The organism is Amycolatopsis nigrescens CSC17Ta-90 (assembly GCF_000384315.1).
Lineage (GTDB): Bacteria > Actinomycetota > Actinomycetes > Mycobacteriales > Pseudonocardiaceae > Amycolatopsis > Amycolatopsis nigrescens.
Window position 1 is genome coordinate 7,675,031 of sequence record NZ_ARVW01000001.1, and the last position, 15,537, is coordinate 7,690,567.

Sequence of the window (15,537 nt, forward strand, 5' to 3'; positions counted from 1 at the left end):
TCGTTCGAAGTCACGAGGTGCACAGTGCTGGTCAAGGGGCCGGTCAAGGGCGTTCCGCGGGCCTGGCCGCTGGTGGTGCTGGTTGGCCTGATCGTCGGCGGCACGGCGTTGTGGTGCACGACCTCGGCACCCATCGACCTGCAGGTGTACCGGCTCGGCAGCGAGGCGTTGTGGACCCATCGTGACCTCTACGGCCCGCTGCCTCCGACCGACGCCGGGATCTCGCTGCCGTTCATCTACCCGCCGTTCGCCGCGATCGCGCTGACCCCCTTGGCCGTGCTGCCGTGGTCCTGGATGGTGGCGGCGCTGTTCGTGCTGAGCCTGCTCGGCCTGCTGCTCACGCTGTTCGCGGTGACCTGGCGAATGCGGCCCGCGGGCGGGCGCCTTGGGGCGCTGATGGTGGCCGGGGCGGCGCTGCCGGCGCTGGTGTGGCTCGAACCCATCCGCGGCACCTTCGGCTTCGGCCAGGTCAACCTGCTGCTGATGGCGCTGGTCACCGCCGATCTGCTACTGGCAGGACGCCGTAGCCGGGGAATCGGGGTGGGCCTTGCCGCCGCGATCAAGCTGACCCCGCTGGCGTTCCTGCTGTACTTCCTCGTCCGCCGCGACTACCGGGCGCTGGGCACCGCCGTGGCCACCTGCGCGGTGGTCACCGGGCTGGCGTTCGTCGTCGCTCCGGACGCATCGGCTCGTTACTGGCTCGGCGGGCTGGCCGGTGCCTCCGGCCTCAGCGGCTCCACCTTCCACACCAACCAGACCATTCTCGCCACCCTGACCCGGCTCGGCATGGACCCCGGCTTCACGACGCTGAGCTGGCTCGGTCTGTCCGGCATCGTCGCGGTCGCGGCCGCGACCGCCATGCGTCGCTCGACCCCGGTGGTGGCGCTGCTGCTCAACGCCACCGCCGCCGTGCTGATCTCACCGATCTCCTGGTCGCACCACTGGGTCTGGATCGCGCCCGCCCTGCTCACCGCGCTGATCCACAGCTGCGCGACCCTCGGCCCCAGCAGCGGCTGGTCAGTCGCGATCGTCACCGCCGGCGCCGTATTCGTCGCCGCTCCCTTCCGCTACCTGCCCTCCTTCGACCAACCTGGCCAGGAGTGGGCCCCCTACCAGCACTGGATCGGCAACTCCTACGTCCTGCTCGGCCTCCTCACGATCGCACTAGCACTGGCGATCACGACCCGCGCCCATCGGAGCGGCGAAACACTGTCCACATTGGACTTCAGGGCCAAAAGCGTCAGCTGATGTTCAGCCACTTGGTCTAGCCCAATTGGGGTCCCGGCGATCGACGCAGCTGGCTACTATCGGTTAGGCAGGTGCGTGTTTTCTCGAGTGCGGCGGATGGGGGCCGCCGAACGGAAACAGCAAGGGGCGGGGCAAGCGGTGATGCGAGCTCGTGCGGTGACGTCGTTGAGACCGGCTGACGGGGTCCCGGCGGAGGTGAGTTCCTTCGTCGGCCGCGACGAACTGCTGGTACAGGGGGCGGACCTGCTGACGCGCGCCCGCTTGGTGACGCTGACGGGCGCCGGTGGGGTGGGAAAGACGCGGGTGGCGTTGAAAGTGGCGTCGCTGGTGGCGGAGCGCTACGACGACGGTGTCGTGGTCGTGGAGCTGGCCGGCGTCGACAACACCGCCGACCGGCTGGCCGGCGCGGTGGCGAAGGCGCTGGGCCTGCAGGACAACCTGGCGATCGACGGCCTGGTGGGCCTGATCGTCGACAACCTGCGCAAGCGGCAGTTGTTGCTTGTGCTGGACAACTGCGAGCACCTGGTGGGCACCGATGCGGCGCCGGGTCCCTTGCCCGGCCTGGTGCAAGCCCTGCTGAAAGGGGCGGGCCGCGTCACGGTATTGGCGACCAGCCGGATTTTCCTGGGTTTGACGGGGGAGGCGCTGCTCACCGTCCCTCCGCTGGAGCACACCTCCGTGCGCGGCGACGAGCAGGCGCCCGAGGCCGTGCGGTTGCTGCTGGACCGTGCCGCGTCGCGCCGGGTGTTCCTGACGGAGGAGGACCACCCCGCGGCGCGGCGGCTGTGCGCGTGGTTGCAGGGGGTGCCGCTGTCCATCGAGCTGGTCGCCGGCCTGCTGGACGTGCAGAGCCTGGGCGAAATCGTCACCGGCCTCGGCGCCGAAGACGGCACCGCTGACGGGATCGACCCGCTCCTGCGCGGCGTGGATTCGAGCGGGCTGAACGAGCCGGCCCACCACGAGAGCCTGTGGTCCACAATGGACTACTCATGCCGGTTGCTCCCGGCCGGTGCGCGGCGGATGTGGGCGATCGTGGCCGAGTTCGAGGCAGGCGCCACCCTGCGGGCCGTGCAGGCGGTGTACGACCGGCTCGGCCTCACCGGCGAACCGGTGCTGAAGCTGCTGCAGAAGCTGGTGCACAGCTCGGTGCTGGAACGCGTCGACGGCGCCGTGCCGGAACGGGCCAGGGCGACGGCTGGCGGGCCGAGTCGCTACGTGATGCTGGAGGCGGTGCGTTTCTACGGGCGGGAGCTGCGCGACGGCATCGATCGAGCGGCGATCCGCCGGGCCCGTGCTGACTACTACGCCTCGCTGGCGCAGGAGGCGGCCGACGACTGGTACTCGCGGCGTGAGAGACGGTGGATGCGCCGGTTGTTCGCCGAGGTACCGGATCTGGGCGTGACCGTGGAGTACCTGCTGTCACAGCCGGAACCGGAGCAGAAGATGCGCGCGCTTGGCATCGTCGTCAACCTGACCCGCACCCGCCTTTTCGGTTACGCGGGCATCCTCAACGAAGGCCGTCGCCTGCTGACCCGGGTACTCGAAGAACACCCGTCGACACCGAGCGACGCGCAGCTCGCGGTGCTGGCCTGGACGGCGTTGACCGCCCAGATCCAGGGCAAGTCGGAGGACGCGGAGCAGCTGCTGATCCGCTGCCGGCAGATCGCCGAGCGGCTGCGGCGGGTTCCGCCGATCCTGGACTACGCCGAGGTGACCCGCTCGATGCTGGTCGACTCGCCGGCCACCGCGCGGGCCGGTCTCGCGGTGCTGGATCAGGCGGCGATGGCGACCGCGAACCGGGGCGAGCGGCAGATGATGGAGCTGTTCGCGGCGATCCTCGCGGCGTTCTACGGCACCCGCGAAGAAGCCTTCGCCCACGTCACACCCATGCTCGCGGACGCCGAGGAGACCGGTGCGCAGCTGGCACTGGGCTATGCGCTGTGGACCGCGGCCGTCGCCGAACTCCGGCACGGCTCCCCGGACCACGCCCTGGAGCTGCTGCAGCGCGGTTTGGGGCTGTGGTACGACATGGGGGACGCGTGGGGCCCGACCTGGGGAGTCTGGCTGGCCGCGGTGATCGCGGCCGCCCGCGAGGAGCAGGTACTGGCCGCGGTGCTGTTCGGGCACGCGCAGCTGCTCCAGGAGCGGACGTCGTCCACCGTCACCGGGTTGCGGTCGTTCCTTGGCCTCCAGCAGGAAGCCATGGCCGCGTGCCAGCGCGCGCTCGGTCCCCGCCGGTTCGACCGCGAGTTCTCCCAGGGCAAGTCGTTGAGCTACGACCAGGCCATCGAACTCGCCCTGGTGCCGCCGACCCGGAGATCCACCGTGCCGCGGCCGGGAGGGTTGTCCGAACGCGAGCTCGAGATCGCCGACCTGGTGTCCACCGGAATGACCAACGGCGAGATCGCCGCCCGGCTGAACCTGTCGACACGCACCGTGGAAGACCACATCCAGAAAGCGCGCCGCAAGGTCGGTGCACACACCCGCGGCGCGCTCGGGGCGTGGTTGCACGACCAGGAGCGGCGGTAGCTCATCCCCGCAGCCGGACGGGCATGGCCAGGTGGCCGTTGGTCATCATGCCGTGCAGCCGCCGCAACGCCACCGGCGCGACGGCCAGTCGCGCGTCGGGGAACCGAGTCGTGAGCTGCCGCAGCACGACCTCGGCTTCCATCCGTGCCAGCGCGGCGCCGAGGCAGAAGTGCGGGCCGTACCCGAACGCCAGGTGGCCGCGCGTGTCGCGGTCCAGGTGACCTTCACCGGAATATTTCGCCTCGTCGCGATTGGCGGAGGTCAGGGAGATCATCACGATCTCCCCGGCCGGAATCGTCACCCCGCCGTAGGTGACCGGCTCCGTGGTGAACCGGTGGCTCGCGGTCCGGACCGGTGCGTCGTCACAGGCCACCGCCTCGACCGCGGCCGTCGCCAGGTCCGGGTTCGCCGCCAGGTCCCGCCAGTGGTCGGGGTGCTCGAGCAGCCACCGGACCGCATTGCCGAGGAGGTTGGTGGTGGTCTCGTGCCCGGCGACGAACAGCAGGAACACGGCCGCGAAGATCTCCTCGTCGCTCAGCGGATCCTCGGTGTCCGTGACCAGTGCCGAGATCACGTCCTCGGCCGGAGCGTCGCGCTTGTCCGCGATCAGCCGGCGGAAGAACTGCTCCATGGCGTGCGACGCCGGGTCGCTGATTTCCGGCACGCCCGCCATCAGGGCTCGTGTCCACGCCCGGAACTCGCTCCTGGTCTCGGACGGCACGCCGAGCAGTTCGCAGATCACGATCACCGGTAACGGGAACGCGACGGCGTCTACCAGGTCGACCTCGGCGTGACCGGTCGGCAGCTGGTCGAGCAGGGTCGTGGTGGCCTGCTCCACCCAGGGCCGCAACTGCGTCACCCTGCGCGGGGTGAAGGCGCGGGCTACCGGACGCCGCAACCGGACGTGTTCCTCGCCGTCGGCCCACATCATGGAGCGCCCGAACATCGCGGTCAGGTCCGTGGAGTGGCCGACTTCCGCACGCTGGCGCTGGAGGATGCGCCGCAAGGGCCCACGGTCTTTGCTCAGCCGCGGGTCGGTCAACGCCCGGCGGGCATCGTCATATCGGCTGATCACCCAGGCGTGCGTACGGTCGGGCGCTGTCGCGTAGTGGACTCCGCCTTGCGCACGCAGTTCTTGATCGATCCTATGCGCCTGGTCCCAATAGTTTTCGCTGTACAGGTCCGGGTTGTGCAAGTCCGCGCGGGAAAACGTGTCCACCGTCGTGGCTCCCCAAGTCCGTGGCAACCGACCCGTCCAGGATCAAGCACGCGCCCTGCCACGCCATCCGTATTAATACGGGGCGCCACGACCGGACCGCTGAACCCGTCAGGCAGCGGCGCCGCAGGGCGACGCCGCGGAAAGAACGTGGATTATACGGATGCGCCCCTGCCGCGATTTGCGGTTGTGTTTCCGTTTGGGGTAGGGCAAGCAAGGGGGCACTATGAGCGTCAGGATAACCGAAGTTCAGCGGCGCCGGTGGTTGGCGACAGACGTGCTGGGGACGCGGTTCGACGTCCTGCTGGCACAGTTGCAGCAGTTGCACAAGCTGCGGCGCAGATACGACTCCGGCCTGGGCGGAGAGGAGTTGCGGCGGCTCATCGCGGTCACCCTGACGGAGTTGCTCGCCTGTCATCCGAAGGCCGATGTCGTGCACGCCGTCGACGGCAATGCCGAGGCGCGAACCTTCGTCTTCCGGGTTCGACCGCAATCACATGATCCCCAAGCAGCGCGTCATTTGATCGGGGAGATCCGGGAAATCTGCGCCTCGGAAGCCGGCCCGGTGGGCTCGGCTGATTTCGCCATCGATCTTTCCACGGCGTCGCTGAAGGTTCTCGAACACCTTTTCGTGCTGGCGACCGTGCGGAACCACTCGTGGCGGCCGGCACCTTGACGCCGGATCAGGACGGCCGTCTGCGCACGCTGACGTCCAGCCGGGTCGGGCCGCGAACCCCGATTCCGTCGCCGAACGAGATGTGTTCGCCGTCCAGGGACATCGACGAGAACTCCCGGGTCCACCCGAGCAGCACCTGCCGCGCGAGCAACCGGGCCAGCGGCGCACCCAGGCAGTAGTGCGCCCCTGCGCTGAACCCCAGGTGACCGCGCGATGGGCGGTTCAGCAGGAAACTGTCCGGATCCTCGAACCGCCGCTCGTCCCGGTTCGCCGAACCGATCAGGAACATCACCATGTCCCCGGGTTCGATCACCGCGTCGTGCAACGCGATCCGTTCCCGCGCGACCCGTCCGGCGCCATGCGTTGGCGGCTCCAGCCTGATGATCTCGTCCACGGCGTCGTCGACGAGATCCGGCTCGTCGTACAGCCGCCGGAACACCTCGGGACGCCGCGCGAGCACCGAACCCGCGTTGCCGATCAGATTGGTGACGGCTCGCTGCGTCGCGACCATCAGCATGACGCACGTCGCTGCGATGTCGTCCGCACCGAGCGCGTCGCCCTCGTGCCGGGCCCGGATCAACTCGGAGATCAGATCCGTGCCGTCGCCCGCGCGGCGAGAGGCCACCAGCCGGAGCAGGTAGGCCCCGGCCTCGCGCACTGCCTGCCAGCGCCGCGCGACCACCTCGACGGGCACCGCGAAATCGAGGTCCAGCAACCCGGCCACGTCGGCCATCCACCCGCTGAACCGTTCGTGATCGGCGCGCGGGAGATCGAGCAGCAGCGCCAGCAGGCGACCGGGCAACGGCGCGGCGAGGGAGTCGACGAGATCGAAACTGCCAGGCAGCACATCGAGCAGTTCGCGGACCAGCGCGTCGAGCGGTTCGGTCAGCCCGCGCACCATCCCTGGTGTGAACGCCTTGCCGATCAAATTGCGTCGCGCGGTATGCACCGGCGGGTCGGTCAACAGAAAGGATCTTGCCTCTGGCCCGAAAGCCAGCCGGAGAAACGGCGGGGTTTCTCCCTCGAACGAGTCGACAAACCGGGCCAACCTCGCCGATTTCGTGAAATCTTTCCCGAGTCTTTTGTCCCGGAGCAGATTCTCGCAGTCCTGATACCGACAAACCACCCAGGCGCCCATCGGTCCCCGATGTACCGGGAGTTCATCGCGTAAACGCCGGTACACCGGATAAGGCTGGGCACGAAAAGCCTGGTCCGATGGGTCGAAGAAACCCGCGTGGTCAGCGGGTTGCGGCTGCGCTGCCTTGCCGATGATGACACCCTCCACAGTTAATATGACAAAATCCCGTCACCATCTCAGGGCATCGGGTATCGCGGCCAAGGTCCGGTCGGGCGAAATTTACTCCACCATGTCGAAGCGGGCCGAGATTGGCAACGGCATTGCCCAGCGGTATGCGTCAAGAATGTCAAGTCCGGCCGGTGATTGCGGAGAAGCATCCCTTGACAGCGCTTGGCGATGATAAGTACTTTTTTGTGGACCGCCGGCAACGAGTGATGGCGGTAATGGGGTCCTGGACATGTTATCGGGGGAACTGCATGACCGCGGTGGGAACGCCAGTGCCCGAGCAGAACGCCGGCTGGTGGTACCTGGACCGGCATCTCGCCGAGGGCAGGGCCGAGCTGACCTGCCTGCTCAGCGGCGACGACACCCTCAGCTACCGGGACCTGCACCAACTGGCCGCTCAGGTCGCGCGGGTGTTCACCGAGGCGGGACTGGTGCCCGGTGATCGGATCGTCCTGGTGCTCCACGATCATCCGCTCGCGGTGGCGGCGATCCTCGCCGCACTGCGGATCGGTGCGGTCGCGGTGCCGATCAACCCCGTGCTCTCGATAGACGAGCAGGACTACGTGGTGACCGACAGCGGCGCGCGCGGGGTCGTCGTGGAAACATCCGGCGGCGAACTGGCCGGACGACTGGCTTCCCGCGACGACGTGACCGTGTGGGGCAAGGCGGCCGGCGACGCGGCAGCGACCAACCTGCCCGACCTGCCCGGCCTCACCGAGCTCGCCACGGCCGCCCGGCCACTGCCCGAGGTGACCGCGAGGCGACCCGAGGACATCGCGGTCATCCAGTACACCTCCGGCACCACCGGGAAACCCAAGGGCGTGGTGCACCGGCACCGGGGCCTGCTCAGGTTTCCCGATGGGCTCGGCCGTGCGCTGGAGATGGCCGCGGAGGACCGGTGCCTGTCCACCGCCAAGCTGTCCTTCGGCTACGGCTTCGGCAACTCGTTGCTGCTGCCGCTGTCCGCCGGTGCCGCCGCGGTGCTGTACCCCGGCCGGCCCGAGCCGCACGCGATCGCCGGGTTGCTGCGCACGGCGAGGCCGACGGTGTTCTTCGGTGTGCCGACGTTGTACGCCGCGTTGCTGGCCATGCCGCGGGCCGCCGAACGGCTGGACTTCTCCGGGGTCCGGCTGGCGGTTTCCGCGGGGGAGCACCTCGGTGCGACGTTGCGGCGCAAGCTGTTCGACACCTTCGGCCTGGACGTCGTGAACGGCCTCGGCTCCACCGAGTGCCTGCACATCTTCCTCGCCACGCTGCCGGGCACCACCCGGCGGGACACCAGCGGTGAACCGGTCGCGGGCTTCGAGCTCGAAGCTCGCGACGAAGCGGGAAACCCGGTGCCCTCGGATGAACCGGGCCAGTTGTGGGTACACGGGCCGAGCGTGGCCGACCAGTACTGGAACCGTCCGGAAGAGACGGCCGCGACCTTCCGCGACGGCTGGGTGCGCACCGGCGACACCGTGCGGTACGGCCCCGATTCCGGTTGGATCTACATCGGACGGTCCGACGACATGCTCAACGTCGCCGGGTTCAAGATCTCGCCCACCGAGCTCGAGGAGCAGGTGCTGAAACATCCCGAAGTCGGCTCCTGCGCCGTGGTCGGGATCCCGGACGAAGACGAGCTCACGCGCATCGTCGTCTACGCCGTGCCCGAGCCCGGTGTCCCGGAAGGGCTGGACACCCGGTTGCTTTCCGCGCTGCGCAAGGCGTTGCCGTCCCACAAACGCCCGAAGGTGGTGCGCGTCGTGGCGGAGCTGCCCCGGACCTCCACCGGCAAGATCGCCCGCTTCGCGGTCCGCCGGCAGGAACTGGAGAGCACGCCGTGAGGCAGGGGCCGTGCCGGCGGGTGCTGCGCCGCGGCCGTGATTTCAGTGATTCCAGGGACTCCAGGGACCTCCGGCTGATCTGCCTGCCGTTCGCGGGCGGCTCGACCCAGTCCTTCCAACCGCTCGCGCAGGCGGTGACCGCGGACTGGACGGTGCTCGCGGTCCAGCCACCCGCGGGCAGGGGACTGGACCTGGACGAGCTGGCCGCGTGCTACCTCGAACTGCTGGAGCGGGACCTGGTCGGCGAGGGGATCGTGTTCGGCCACAGCCTCGGTGCCGCGGTGGCGCATCGCATGGCCGAATTCGTCGGCACCGGATGGCCCGAGGGACTGTCGCTGGTGCTGTCCGCGCCGCCGGTGCCGCGCACTTCCCTGCGGGAGCTCACCTCTCTCGACGACCAGGACTTCCTCGCCGAGGCCACCCGGCGCGAGCTGATCGACCCGCCGCCGCTGCCAGCGGACGTGCTGCACCGGTTCGTGCTCCCGGCCCTGCGCCAGGACCTGTCGGTGCTGCCTCCCCAGGGCTGGATCCCCTTTCCGGTGCCGGCACCGACCGAGGTGATCGGCGGCACCGATGACCGTGTCGTGCATCCTGGTGTGCTCCGCCAGATCCACCGGGAGGTCGGGGCCAGCAGCCTGCGCCTTGTCGACGGCGGCCACCTGTACCCGGTCGCCGCGCCCGCGCGAACCTGGGAAGCGCTGGCGGACCTGGTCAACGGCCCGGCCGAGGCCGTCGAGATCCGCTCGGGAAGCTGAACCTGTGTCCGACGAGACGAAAGAGACGGGCACCCGGGGCGGGCCGGCCAAGCTCGCCTTCCTGTTGCGGTGCTGCAGTTGCCGGTTCACCGCCTACTACTGGATGGGTTTCTGCGCGGGGTTGGCCATGGCCGGCCAGTTGACCGTGGGCTGGGCGCTGCTCGCGTTGCCGTGGTGGTTCGCCTACAGCACCGGAACCGAGGCCCTCAACCGCGTCGCGGACCGCGAGGAGGACGCGATCAACCGCCCGGAACGCACCTGGATGTGCGAGCAGGTCGGGTGGGCCAACCTCCGGTGGGTCGCGATCGGCTCGTGGGTGGTCTTCGCGCTCATCGGTGTCGGCGTGCTGTGGCGATATCCCAGCTTCGCACTGGCCGGTACGGCGATCGTTTCGTCGATGATCGCGATCGGCTACTCGGTCGGGCCGACGTTCAAACGGCACCGGCTGCTCGCCCTGCTCGCGCTGACCACGCCGATGATCACCCCGCTGTGCATGGGCTGGGCCGTCGGCGGATCGCTCCCGGTGCTGCTGGGCATCGTGCTGCCGGCCGGTTGCGCGCTGGTGCTGTTCAGCCTCGGGCTGGGCGGGATCAAGGACATCACCGACATCGAGGGCGATCGCGCGGTGAACTATTCGAGCCTGTGGCTTTCGCTGCTCACCAGCAGGCGAGGACTGGCGATCTACGCGGCGATCTGCCTGCCGGCCTGCGTGACCGTGCTCGGTGTCCTGTTCGCCGACCTTCCCCCCAGCAGCCTCGGCGTACTGCCCTTCGTGTTCGTGTCCGCCCTGGTCGTCACCGCGGCGAGCCGGGCGAAGACGACCGAGGAACGGGGCGTGGCAAGGGAAGTCATGCACCTGTACACGCAGTGCTATCTCGCGCTGTACCTGTTGCTGGCGGTGCCGTCCGCGGGCATGGCGGTGGTGACCGGAGCCGGCATCGCCTGTTGGCTGGTGACCTCACGCTGGCTGCACTGGTCGGGCGGCATGGACGCGGCGCGCTGGCGCCGATGGGCGAGCCTGCTGCCAGGGCCCGAATCTCGCAGACCTGCCCACTGAAAGGAACGAGCTCGATGTCCGAAACCCGCACCGAGCTGACCGAGCGCCTGTGCACCCTGGTCGCCACCACGACCGAGCTCGAGCCCGGCGAAGTCGGTCCCAGCAGCGACTTCTACGAGGAACTGGGGATCGACTCGCTGCAGAAGCTGGATGTCGTCGTCGCCACCGAACGGGCCTTCGGGGTGAAGTTCACCGATGAGGAAGCCGCCGGGGCGCAGAACGTCGCCGACCTGGCCGGCCTGATCCGGGGCAGGCGGGAGCACGGCGGTGCCTGAGCGGGTGCTGATCACCGGAACCGGGGTGGTGTCCCCGGCCGGCCTCGGCGGTCAAGCCCTGTGGAAGGCGGTGACCGACGGGCAGCCCCGCACCTCGCCGGTGACCCGGTTCGACGTTTCCGGTTATCCGCACCAGTGCGCGGGGCAGTTGTCCGATGAGGACGTGGCGGCGCTGGGCTCCGTGGTGCCCGTGCACGAGTCGCTGGCGGCCCGGTACCTGGCCGCGGCGGCACTCGAAGCGCTCGAGTCCGCCCGGCTCGACCTGGCGAGCACCGCCGCCACCGTCGGGCTGTTCGTCGGTACCGTGATGGGCACCCGCCCCGTCCTCGACCGGGGAGTGGGGCCGGGCCGGCTCGCGATGACCGGCCACGTGTGGGCCGAACCCCGGCGGCTGCTCGACGTGGTACGCGCGGTCGTGCCGATCGACGGTCCAACCGTCCTTTTGGGACCAGGGTGCTCATCGGGGAACGAGGCGATCGCGGCCGGGGCGCGGGCGATCGCCGACGGGGAGGTCGACATCGCGATCTGCGGTGGTGCGGACGAGCTCTCGCTCGAGGTGTTCGCGATGTTCACCAGCCTGCGCGCGCTCGCGCACGACGTGATCCGGCCGTTCGACGTCTCCCGCAAGGGAACGATGCCGGGGGAGGGCGCCGGCGTGCTGGTGCTGGAACGTCCCGGCCTGCCAGGACGGCGGGTCGAACCGCTCGCGGAACTGCTGGCCGCCGCGTCGGCCGGCGAGGCCCACCACCTCACCAACCCCCGCCCCGACGGCGAGGGCCTCATCCGTGCGATGACCGACTGCCTGGCCAGGGCCGGTAGATCGGCGTCCGATGTGGACTGGGTGTGCGCGCACGGCACCGGGACCGTGCTGAGCGACGGGATCGAGGCCAGTGCGACCGCCGCCGCACTGGGCGGGTCCGGTCGGCGGCCGTTGGTTTCTTCGGTCAAGGGCATCCTCGGACACTCCCAGGGCGCCGCGTCGGCGATCGAGGCCGTGCTGGCGACGTGGAGCATCGTCGAACAGACCGTGCCAGGGAACGGCACCCTGCGGGAACCGGATCCGGTGTGCGCCGGCATCGACCTCGGCGGGACCGCGCCGCGGGCCACCCCGGTGCGGACGGTGCTCAACTCCGCCTTCGGTTTCGGCGGCGGCGTGTCCGTGCTTGCGCTGGGCAGACCGGAAGGTGGTGACCATGTCCGTTGAGGCCACCGAGCCGAGGCTTGCCCTCGGCAGCCTGGGCATGCGGCTGCCGGGCGCGGACGACCTCTCCGGTTTGCTGGACCGCAGGACACCGGTCCCCACCACTTCGACCCGGCTGCCGGGCCTGGAAGGCGACGACACGATCGAGACCGCGATCGCCGCGGTGGCCGAAATCGGGCTGCCCGAGACGGTTCCGCGGCGGAAGCTGCGCGACCTCGGCCGGGAAGCGCTGCTGGCACTGGCCGCCGCCGGTGACGTCTGTGGTGCACTGCCTTCCACCGAGCGCGTCGGTGTGGTGTGGGCTTCGGCGAACTCCGGTCTCGCCGAGTACGTGCAACTGTGCCACGAGGCGGCGGTGCTGGAGCCCGGCCTGGTGCGGCCGACGCTGGGTCCGCGCTCGGCGTTCAACGGCCCCTGCGCGGACCTGTCCATCACCTTTGGCCTCACCGGCCCGCAACTGACCCTGATCGGCGGCCCGGCGGCGGGCGCTTCGGCCGTGCTCGAAGCGCGGCTGCTGGTGCGCACCGGGCAGTGCGATCGGGTGCTGGTTGGCGGATCGGCCGCGGTGACGCCGTGGAGCCTGAAAAGCCGCGACACCGAAGCCACCACCCCGGCGGAAGGTGCGCTGGGGCTGATGGTCGTGCCCGCCAACGCGGATGAGGGCCCTCGCGTCACCCGCCACCTGCGCATCCAGTGGAACACCGCGCGCGGCAGGGAACGCCTTCGTGCCTTGCTATCCGCCGGCACGGACGTCGTGCTCAGCGGGATCGAACCCGCGGACCTCGCGGACCTCGACCCGAACGTGGTGCACCAGGTCGAACACGGGACGGGCGAGCTCGGCGCCGCCGGGGGAGTGCTGGCCGTGGCACTGGCGGCGGCACAGGTCGAGGCGGCCCGCTCGTCCCGGTGCGTCGCCGTGACCGCCGATCCGGATGGCGCGATGACCGCCGTCGAACTGGGCTGAGCCTGACTACCGGCGACGTTGGCGGGACGATTCGCGCTTCACCCGTCGGACCTTCACCGCGCCCCAGAACGCCACCCCCGTGATGCGGACGGTCGGTGTGCCGGCGGCGGGCCGCTCGGCTTTCCGTGCGCGACCGCCGCTGAAGCTGCCCATGATCCCGGTGCCGTCCACTGTGACGGTGAGATCTTCCGGCACCAGGATCTTGATGCCGCCCATGAGCGCGACGGCCGTGATGGTCGAGACCTGCGCGGTGAGCCGCGCCTGCCGCAGATCGATCTCCACCCCGCCCCAGAAGGCCAGGCTTCGATGGCGTGCCGGCAGGGTCCATTCGCCCTTCCGGTCGAGACCGGACATCACCGCGACGGACTTCCGCAATGCTGTGCCGTCCGAATCCTGGCCCGTGGCGGCAGCGCCCGCCGGCACGCCCGTGGCGAGGCTCGCCCCGGCCAGATCGGCGGTGATCGGGGCCAGCTCGTCCAGTGTCTTGGCCGAGTAGACCTCGCCAAGCCGCTCTTCCAGCTCCTGGGCGGTAATCCGGCCGGTGCCCATGGCGGCGTAGAGCACCTGCGCGATCTGCTCGCGGTCGGTATCCGCCGCTCGGATCCTCGAACGGTCCTCGGTCATGCTTGGCGATTCCTCCTGATTCGGGGATCCTTTTCAAAACCTTAGGACCGCGCGAAGAACACAGCAAGTATCGGTGCGGCTGAACGAAATAATTGTCATTCGGCATAGAGTTTCCGGTGGACGCCCCGCAACGGGTTTAGCTTTCCGCCGGCCGTGCCGTTCGCCGGGCCGACAGTTCGCGGGCGCGCCGCACGAGCACCGGCACCACCATGACGGCCAGCGACAGGACCGCGACGTCGAGGAGGTAGGCGGCCAGCCAGACGTGCTTGGCGATCTCGTAGTAGCCGTCGCCGGCCACCGCCATCACCGCGATGCCGAGCGCACCCGCCGTAGCCACCCCGGCGACGACGCCGTAGCGGGTCGTCCACCGGCGCCGCCGCCGCAGCGACACGACGGCGGCGACCAGGCCGAGCAACACGAGCAGGGACGGCCACCACGGCAGGCTCATGCCGTCGAGCCACTGCCGGAACGTCTCCGGGTCGCCGCCCATGGCACCGCTGACCCGGCCGGTGCCGCGCGGCTGTACGGCCGCCGGCGTCCATGGTTCGTCGGCCAGGTAGGGCAGGCCACGCCCGTAGGTCGCCTGCAGGCCGGTGCCGACCGCGTGCGCCAGCACGAACGGCTGGTCGAGCAGCATTCCCCAGACTTTTTCCTTGACGCCGCTGGGGTCCGCCAACACCGCGTCCGCGCCGATCAGCTTGTCGGGCCCCTTCGGGAAGTACGCGTAGCCCGCGCTTTGCTGCGCTTCCGCGGGCAGGCCGAGCCCCGGCGCCGAGCCCGGCATCTCCACCAGGCCGAGGGTGTAGACCAGGTTGACCGCGTTGACCTCGGCGAAGGTGCGTTCCTGCCACCCGAGGTTCGCGCGAACCGGGGCGATGATCTCCAGCACGAGCAGAACGGCTATCGCGGGTCCGAAGATCCGGCCGGACCACCATCGGCCGTGGCCGGCGCGGGCGCCGGTGACCGCGCAGACGAGCACCGCCAGCACGAACAACGGCAGGTATCCGATCTTCGCGAGTCCGCCGACCACACCGCCGGCGGCGGCGAGGACGAGCGCGGACAGCCGCTCGAAACCGTCGTCGACCTCGGTCGCGGCGATGACCGCCACCCCGCACAGCAGCGTGTAGGCGCCGAACAGGCCGGTGGGCTCGGCGAAGGTGGAGATGAACAGCCGTGCGAAGTCGGGTTCGAGCAGCGGCACCAGCGGGGGGATCAGGAACAGCAGGCGCCGCGGGCCGCGCGCCTGCAGCGCCCAGGCGGCGAGCAGGGTGACCACGAAGACCAGCAGCACGTACAGCCAGCCGACCTCGGTCAGGCTGAACGGGCTGTCCCCGTTGGCGACGGCCTTGAAGAGCACGGCGGCGCTCGAGGGCTGCGGTTCGTGGCACGGGGCAGCGCGGTCGAAGTCCAGCACGACGCCGCCGCGAAAGCTCGCGTTGTGGTCCGGGGTGGCGGGGATGAGTCCGGCACTGCAGTACAGCCGATAGCCGTCACCGTTGTCCCCGGCGCCGGTCGGCGAGCCGATGACGAGGCCGAGGACCAGCGCGAGCCCCAGCGCGGCCACGGCCGCGATCGCCGCGGCGATCCCCCACCTCTTCATTCCGGTCAGCGTATGTGGTCGCTCCGGCGGACCTGCTTCCGGATGAGCGGAAGGATCCGACGGGCAAGATTCGGGGCATACCGATCATTGGACGACATTTGTTTTACGCCGGTAGCTGGAGGCTGGAACATGACATATCCCGGTGACAGTACGAATGCGGAGGAGTCCGTGGTGTGGCTGGTGCAAGCCACCGCTGGTCCGCACTTCCGGTTCAGCGGAACGAATCTACACGGGATTGGTCCGGTCGTGCGGGGTGTCCACCG

Annotated in this window: 13 protein-coding genes; 9 read left to right on the forward strand and 4 right to left on the reverse strand. The window is 69.8% G+C overall.

Annotation, left to right across the window (positions count from 1 at the left end):
• The first annotated feature begins 24 nt into the window (after window positions 1–24).
• On the forward strand, window positions 25–1,248 hold the full coding sequence (locus AMYNI_RS46175; protein ID WP_020673048.1) for a glycosyltransferase 87 family protein: 1,224 nt from the start codon (window positions 25–27) through the stop codon (window positions 1,246–1,248).
• 165 nt (window positions 1,249–1,413) lie between these two features.
• On the forward strand, window positions 1,414–3,777 hold the full coding sequence (locus AMYNI_RS0136400; RefSeq protein ID WP_169515794.1) for an ATP-binding protein: 2,364 nt from the start codon (window positions 1,414–1,416) through the stop codon (window positions 3,775–3,777).
• A 1-nt stretch (window position 3,778) separates the two neighbouring features.
• Here the strand turns inward: AMYNI_RS0136400 and AMYNI_RS46180 are convergent, their stop codons facing one another.
• Window positions 3,779–4,852: a cytochrome P450 family protein gene (locus tag AMYNI_RS46180; protein WP_245574094.1), complete on the reverse strand. Its 1,074-nt coding sequence runs from the start codon at window positions 4,850–4,852 to the stop codon at window positions 3,779–3,781.
• 367 nt (window positions 4,853–5,219) lie between these two features.
• Between AMYNI_RS46180 and AMYNI_RS0136410 the strand changes: the two genes are divergently transcribed.
• Complete coding sequence (locus tag AMYNI_RS0136410) at window positions 5,220–5,669, forward strand: hypothetical protein (RefSeq protein ID WP_157357596.1); 450 nt, start codon at window positions 5,220–5,222, stop codon at window positions 5,667–5,669.
• 7 nt (window positions 5,670–5,676) lie between these two features.
• Here AMYNI_RS0136410 and AMYNI_RS46185 read toward each other — a convergent pair whose 3' ends face one another.
• Window positions 5,677–6,633, reverse strand: a complete 957-nt coding sequence (locus tag AMYNI_RS46185; RefSeq protein WP_169515795.1) for a cytochrome P450 — start codon at window positions 6,631–6,633, stop codon at window positions 5,677–5,679.
• Window positions 6,634–7,244: 611 nt separating this feature from the next.
• Here AMYNI_RS46185 and AMYNI_RS0136420 point away from each other — a divergent pair.
• Genes AMYNI_RS0136420 through AMYNI_RS0136445 form a run of 6 tightly spaced genes read left to right on the forward strand, consistent with a single transcriptional unit; the run spans window position 7,245 to window position 13,050 of the window.
• A complete protein-coding gene (locus AMYNI_RS0136420) occupies window positions 7,245–8,798 on the forward strand; it encodes a benzoate-CoA ligase family protein (RefSeq protein ID WP_020673053.1) in 1,554 nt (517 codons plus the stop codon).
• Window positions 8,795–9,553: a thioesterase II family protein gene (locus AMYNI_RS0136425; protein WP_084628556.1), complete on the forward strand. Its 759-nt coding sequence runs from the start codon at window positions 8,795–8,797 to the stop codon at window positions 9,551–9,553. Before AMYNI_RS0136420 ends, AMYNI_RS0136425 begins: the two co-directional genes overlap by 4 nt.
• 4 nt (window positions 9,554–9,557) lie before the next feature.
• On the forward strand, window positions 9,558–10,610 hold the full coding sequence (locus tag AMYNI_RS0136430; RefSeq protein ID WP_020673055.1) for a UbiA family prenyltransferase: 1,053 nt from the start codon (window positions 9,558–9,560) through the stop codon (window positions 10,608–10,610).
• Between the two features lie 14 nt (window positions 10,611–10,624).
• Window positions 10,625–10,885 carry an acyl carrier protein gene (locus AMYNI_RS0136435; RefSeq protein ID WP_020673056.1) on the forward strand — a complete coding sequence of 87 codons (261 nt, stop codon included), beginning with the start codon at window positions 10,625–10,627 and terminating at the stop codon, window positions 10,883–10,885.
• Window positions 10,878–12,089, forward strand: coding sequence for a beta-ketoacyl synthase N-terminal-like domain-containing protein (locus AMYNI_RS0136440; protein WP_020673057.1), 1,212 nt, complete (start codon window positions 10,878–10,880; stop codon window positions 12,087–12,089). The genes AMYNI_RS0136435 and AMYNI_RS0136440 overlap by 8 nt, the downstream gene beginning before the upstream one ends.
• Entirely contained in the window at window positions 12,079–13,050 is a 972-nt protein-coding gene (locus tag AMYNI_RS0136445) for a beta-ketoacyl synthase N-terminal-like domain-containing protein (protein WP_020673058.1), read from the forward strand. The genes AMYNI_RS0136440 and AMYNI_RS0136445 overlap by 11 nt, the downstream gene beginning before the upstream one ends.
• A 6-nt stretch (window positions 13,051–13,056) precedes the next feature.
• Here the strand turns inward: AMYNI_RS0136445 and AMYNI_RS0136450 are convergent, their stop codons facing one another.
• Window positions 13,057–13,674, reverse strand: a complete 618-nt coding sequence (locus tag AMYNI_RS0136450) for a DUF1707 SHOCT-like domain-containing protein (protein WP_020673059.1) — start codon at window positions 13,672–13,674, stop codon at window positions 13,057–13,059.
• A gap of 136 nt (window positions 13,675–13,810) precedes the next feature.
• Window positions 13,811–15,274, reverse strand: coding sequence for a hypothetical protein (locus AMYNI_RS0136455; protein ID WP_020673060.1), 1,464 nt, complete (start codon window positions 15,272–15,274; stop codon window positions 13,811–13,813).
• Between the last annotated feature and the right edge of the window lie 263 nt (window positions 15,275–15,537).

Excerpts from the sequence above, each read along its gene's own strand:
- AMYNI_RS0136410 (WP_157357596.1), top strand. The coding sequence starts at position 5,220 with ATGAGCGTCAGGATAACCGAAGTTCAGCGGCGCCGGTGGTTGGCGACA.
- AMYNI_RS0136435 (WP_020673056.1), top strand. The coding sequence starts at position 10,625 with ATGTCCGAAACCCGCACCGAGCTGACCGAGCGCCTGTGCACCCTGGTC.
- AMYNI_RS0136445 (WP_020673058.1), top strand. The coding sequence starts at position 12,079 with ATGTCCGTTGAGGCCACCGAGCCGAGGCTTGCCCTCGGCAGCCTGGGC.
- AMYNI_RS0136450 (WP_020673059.1), bottom strand. The coding sequence starts at position 13,674 with ATGACCGAGGACCGTTCGAGGATCCGAGCGGCGGATACCGACCGCGAG.
- AMYNI_RS0136455 (WP_020673060.1), bottom strand. The coding sequence starts at position 15,274 with ATGAAGAGGTGGGGGATCGCCGCGGCGATCGCGGCCGTGGCCGCGCTG.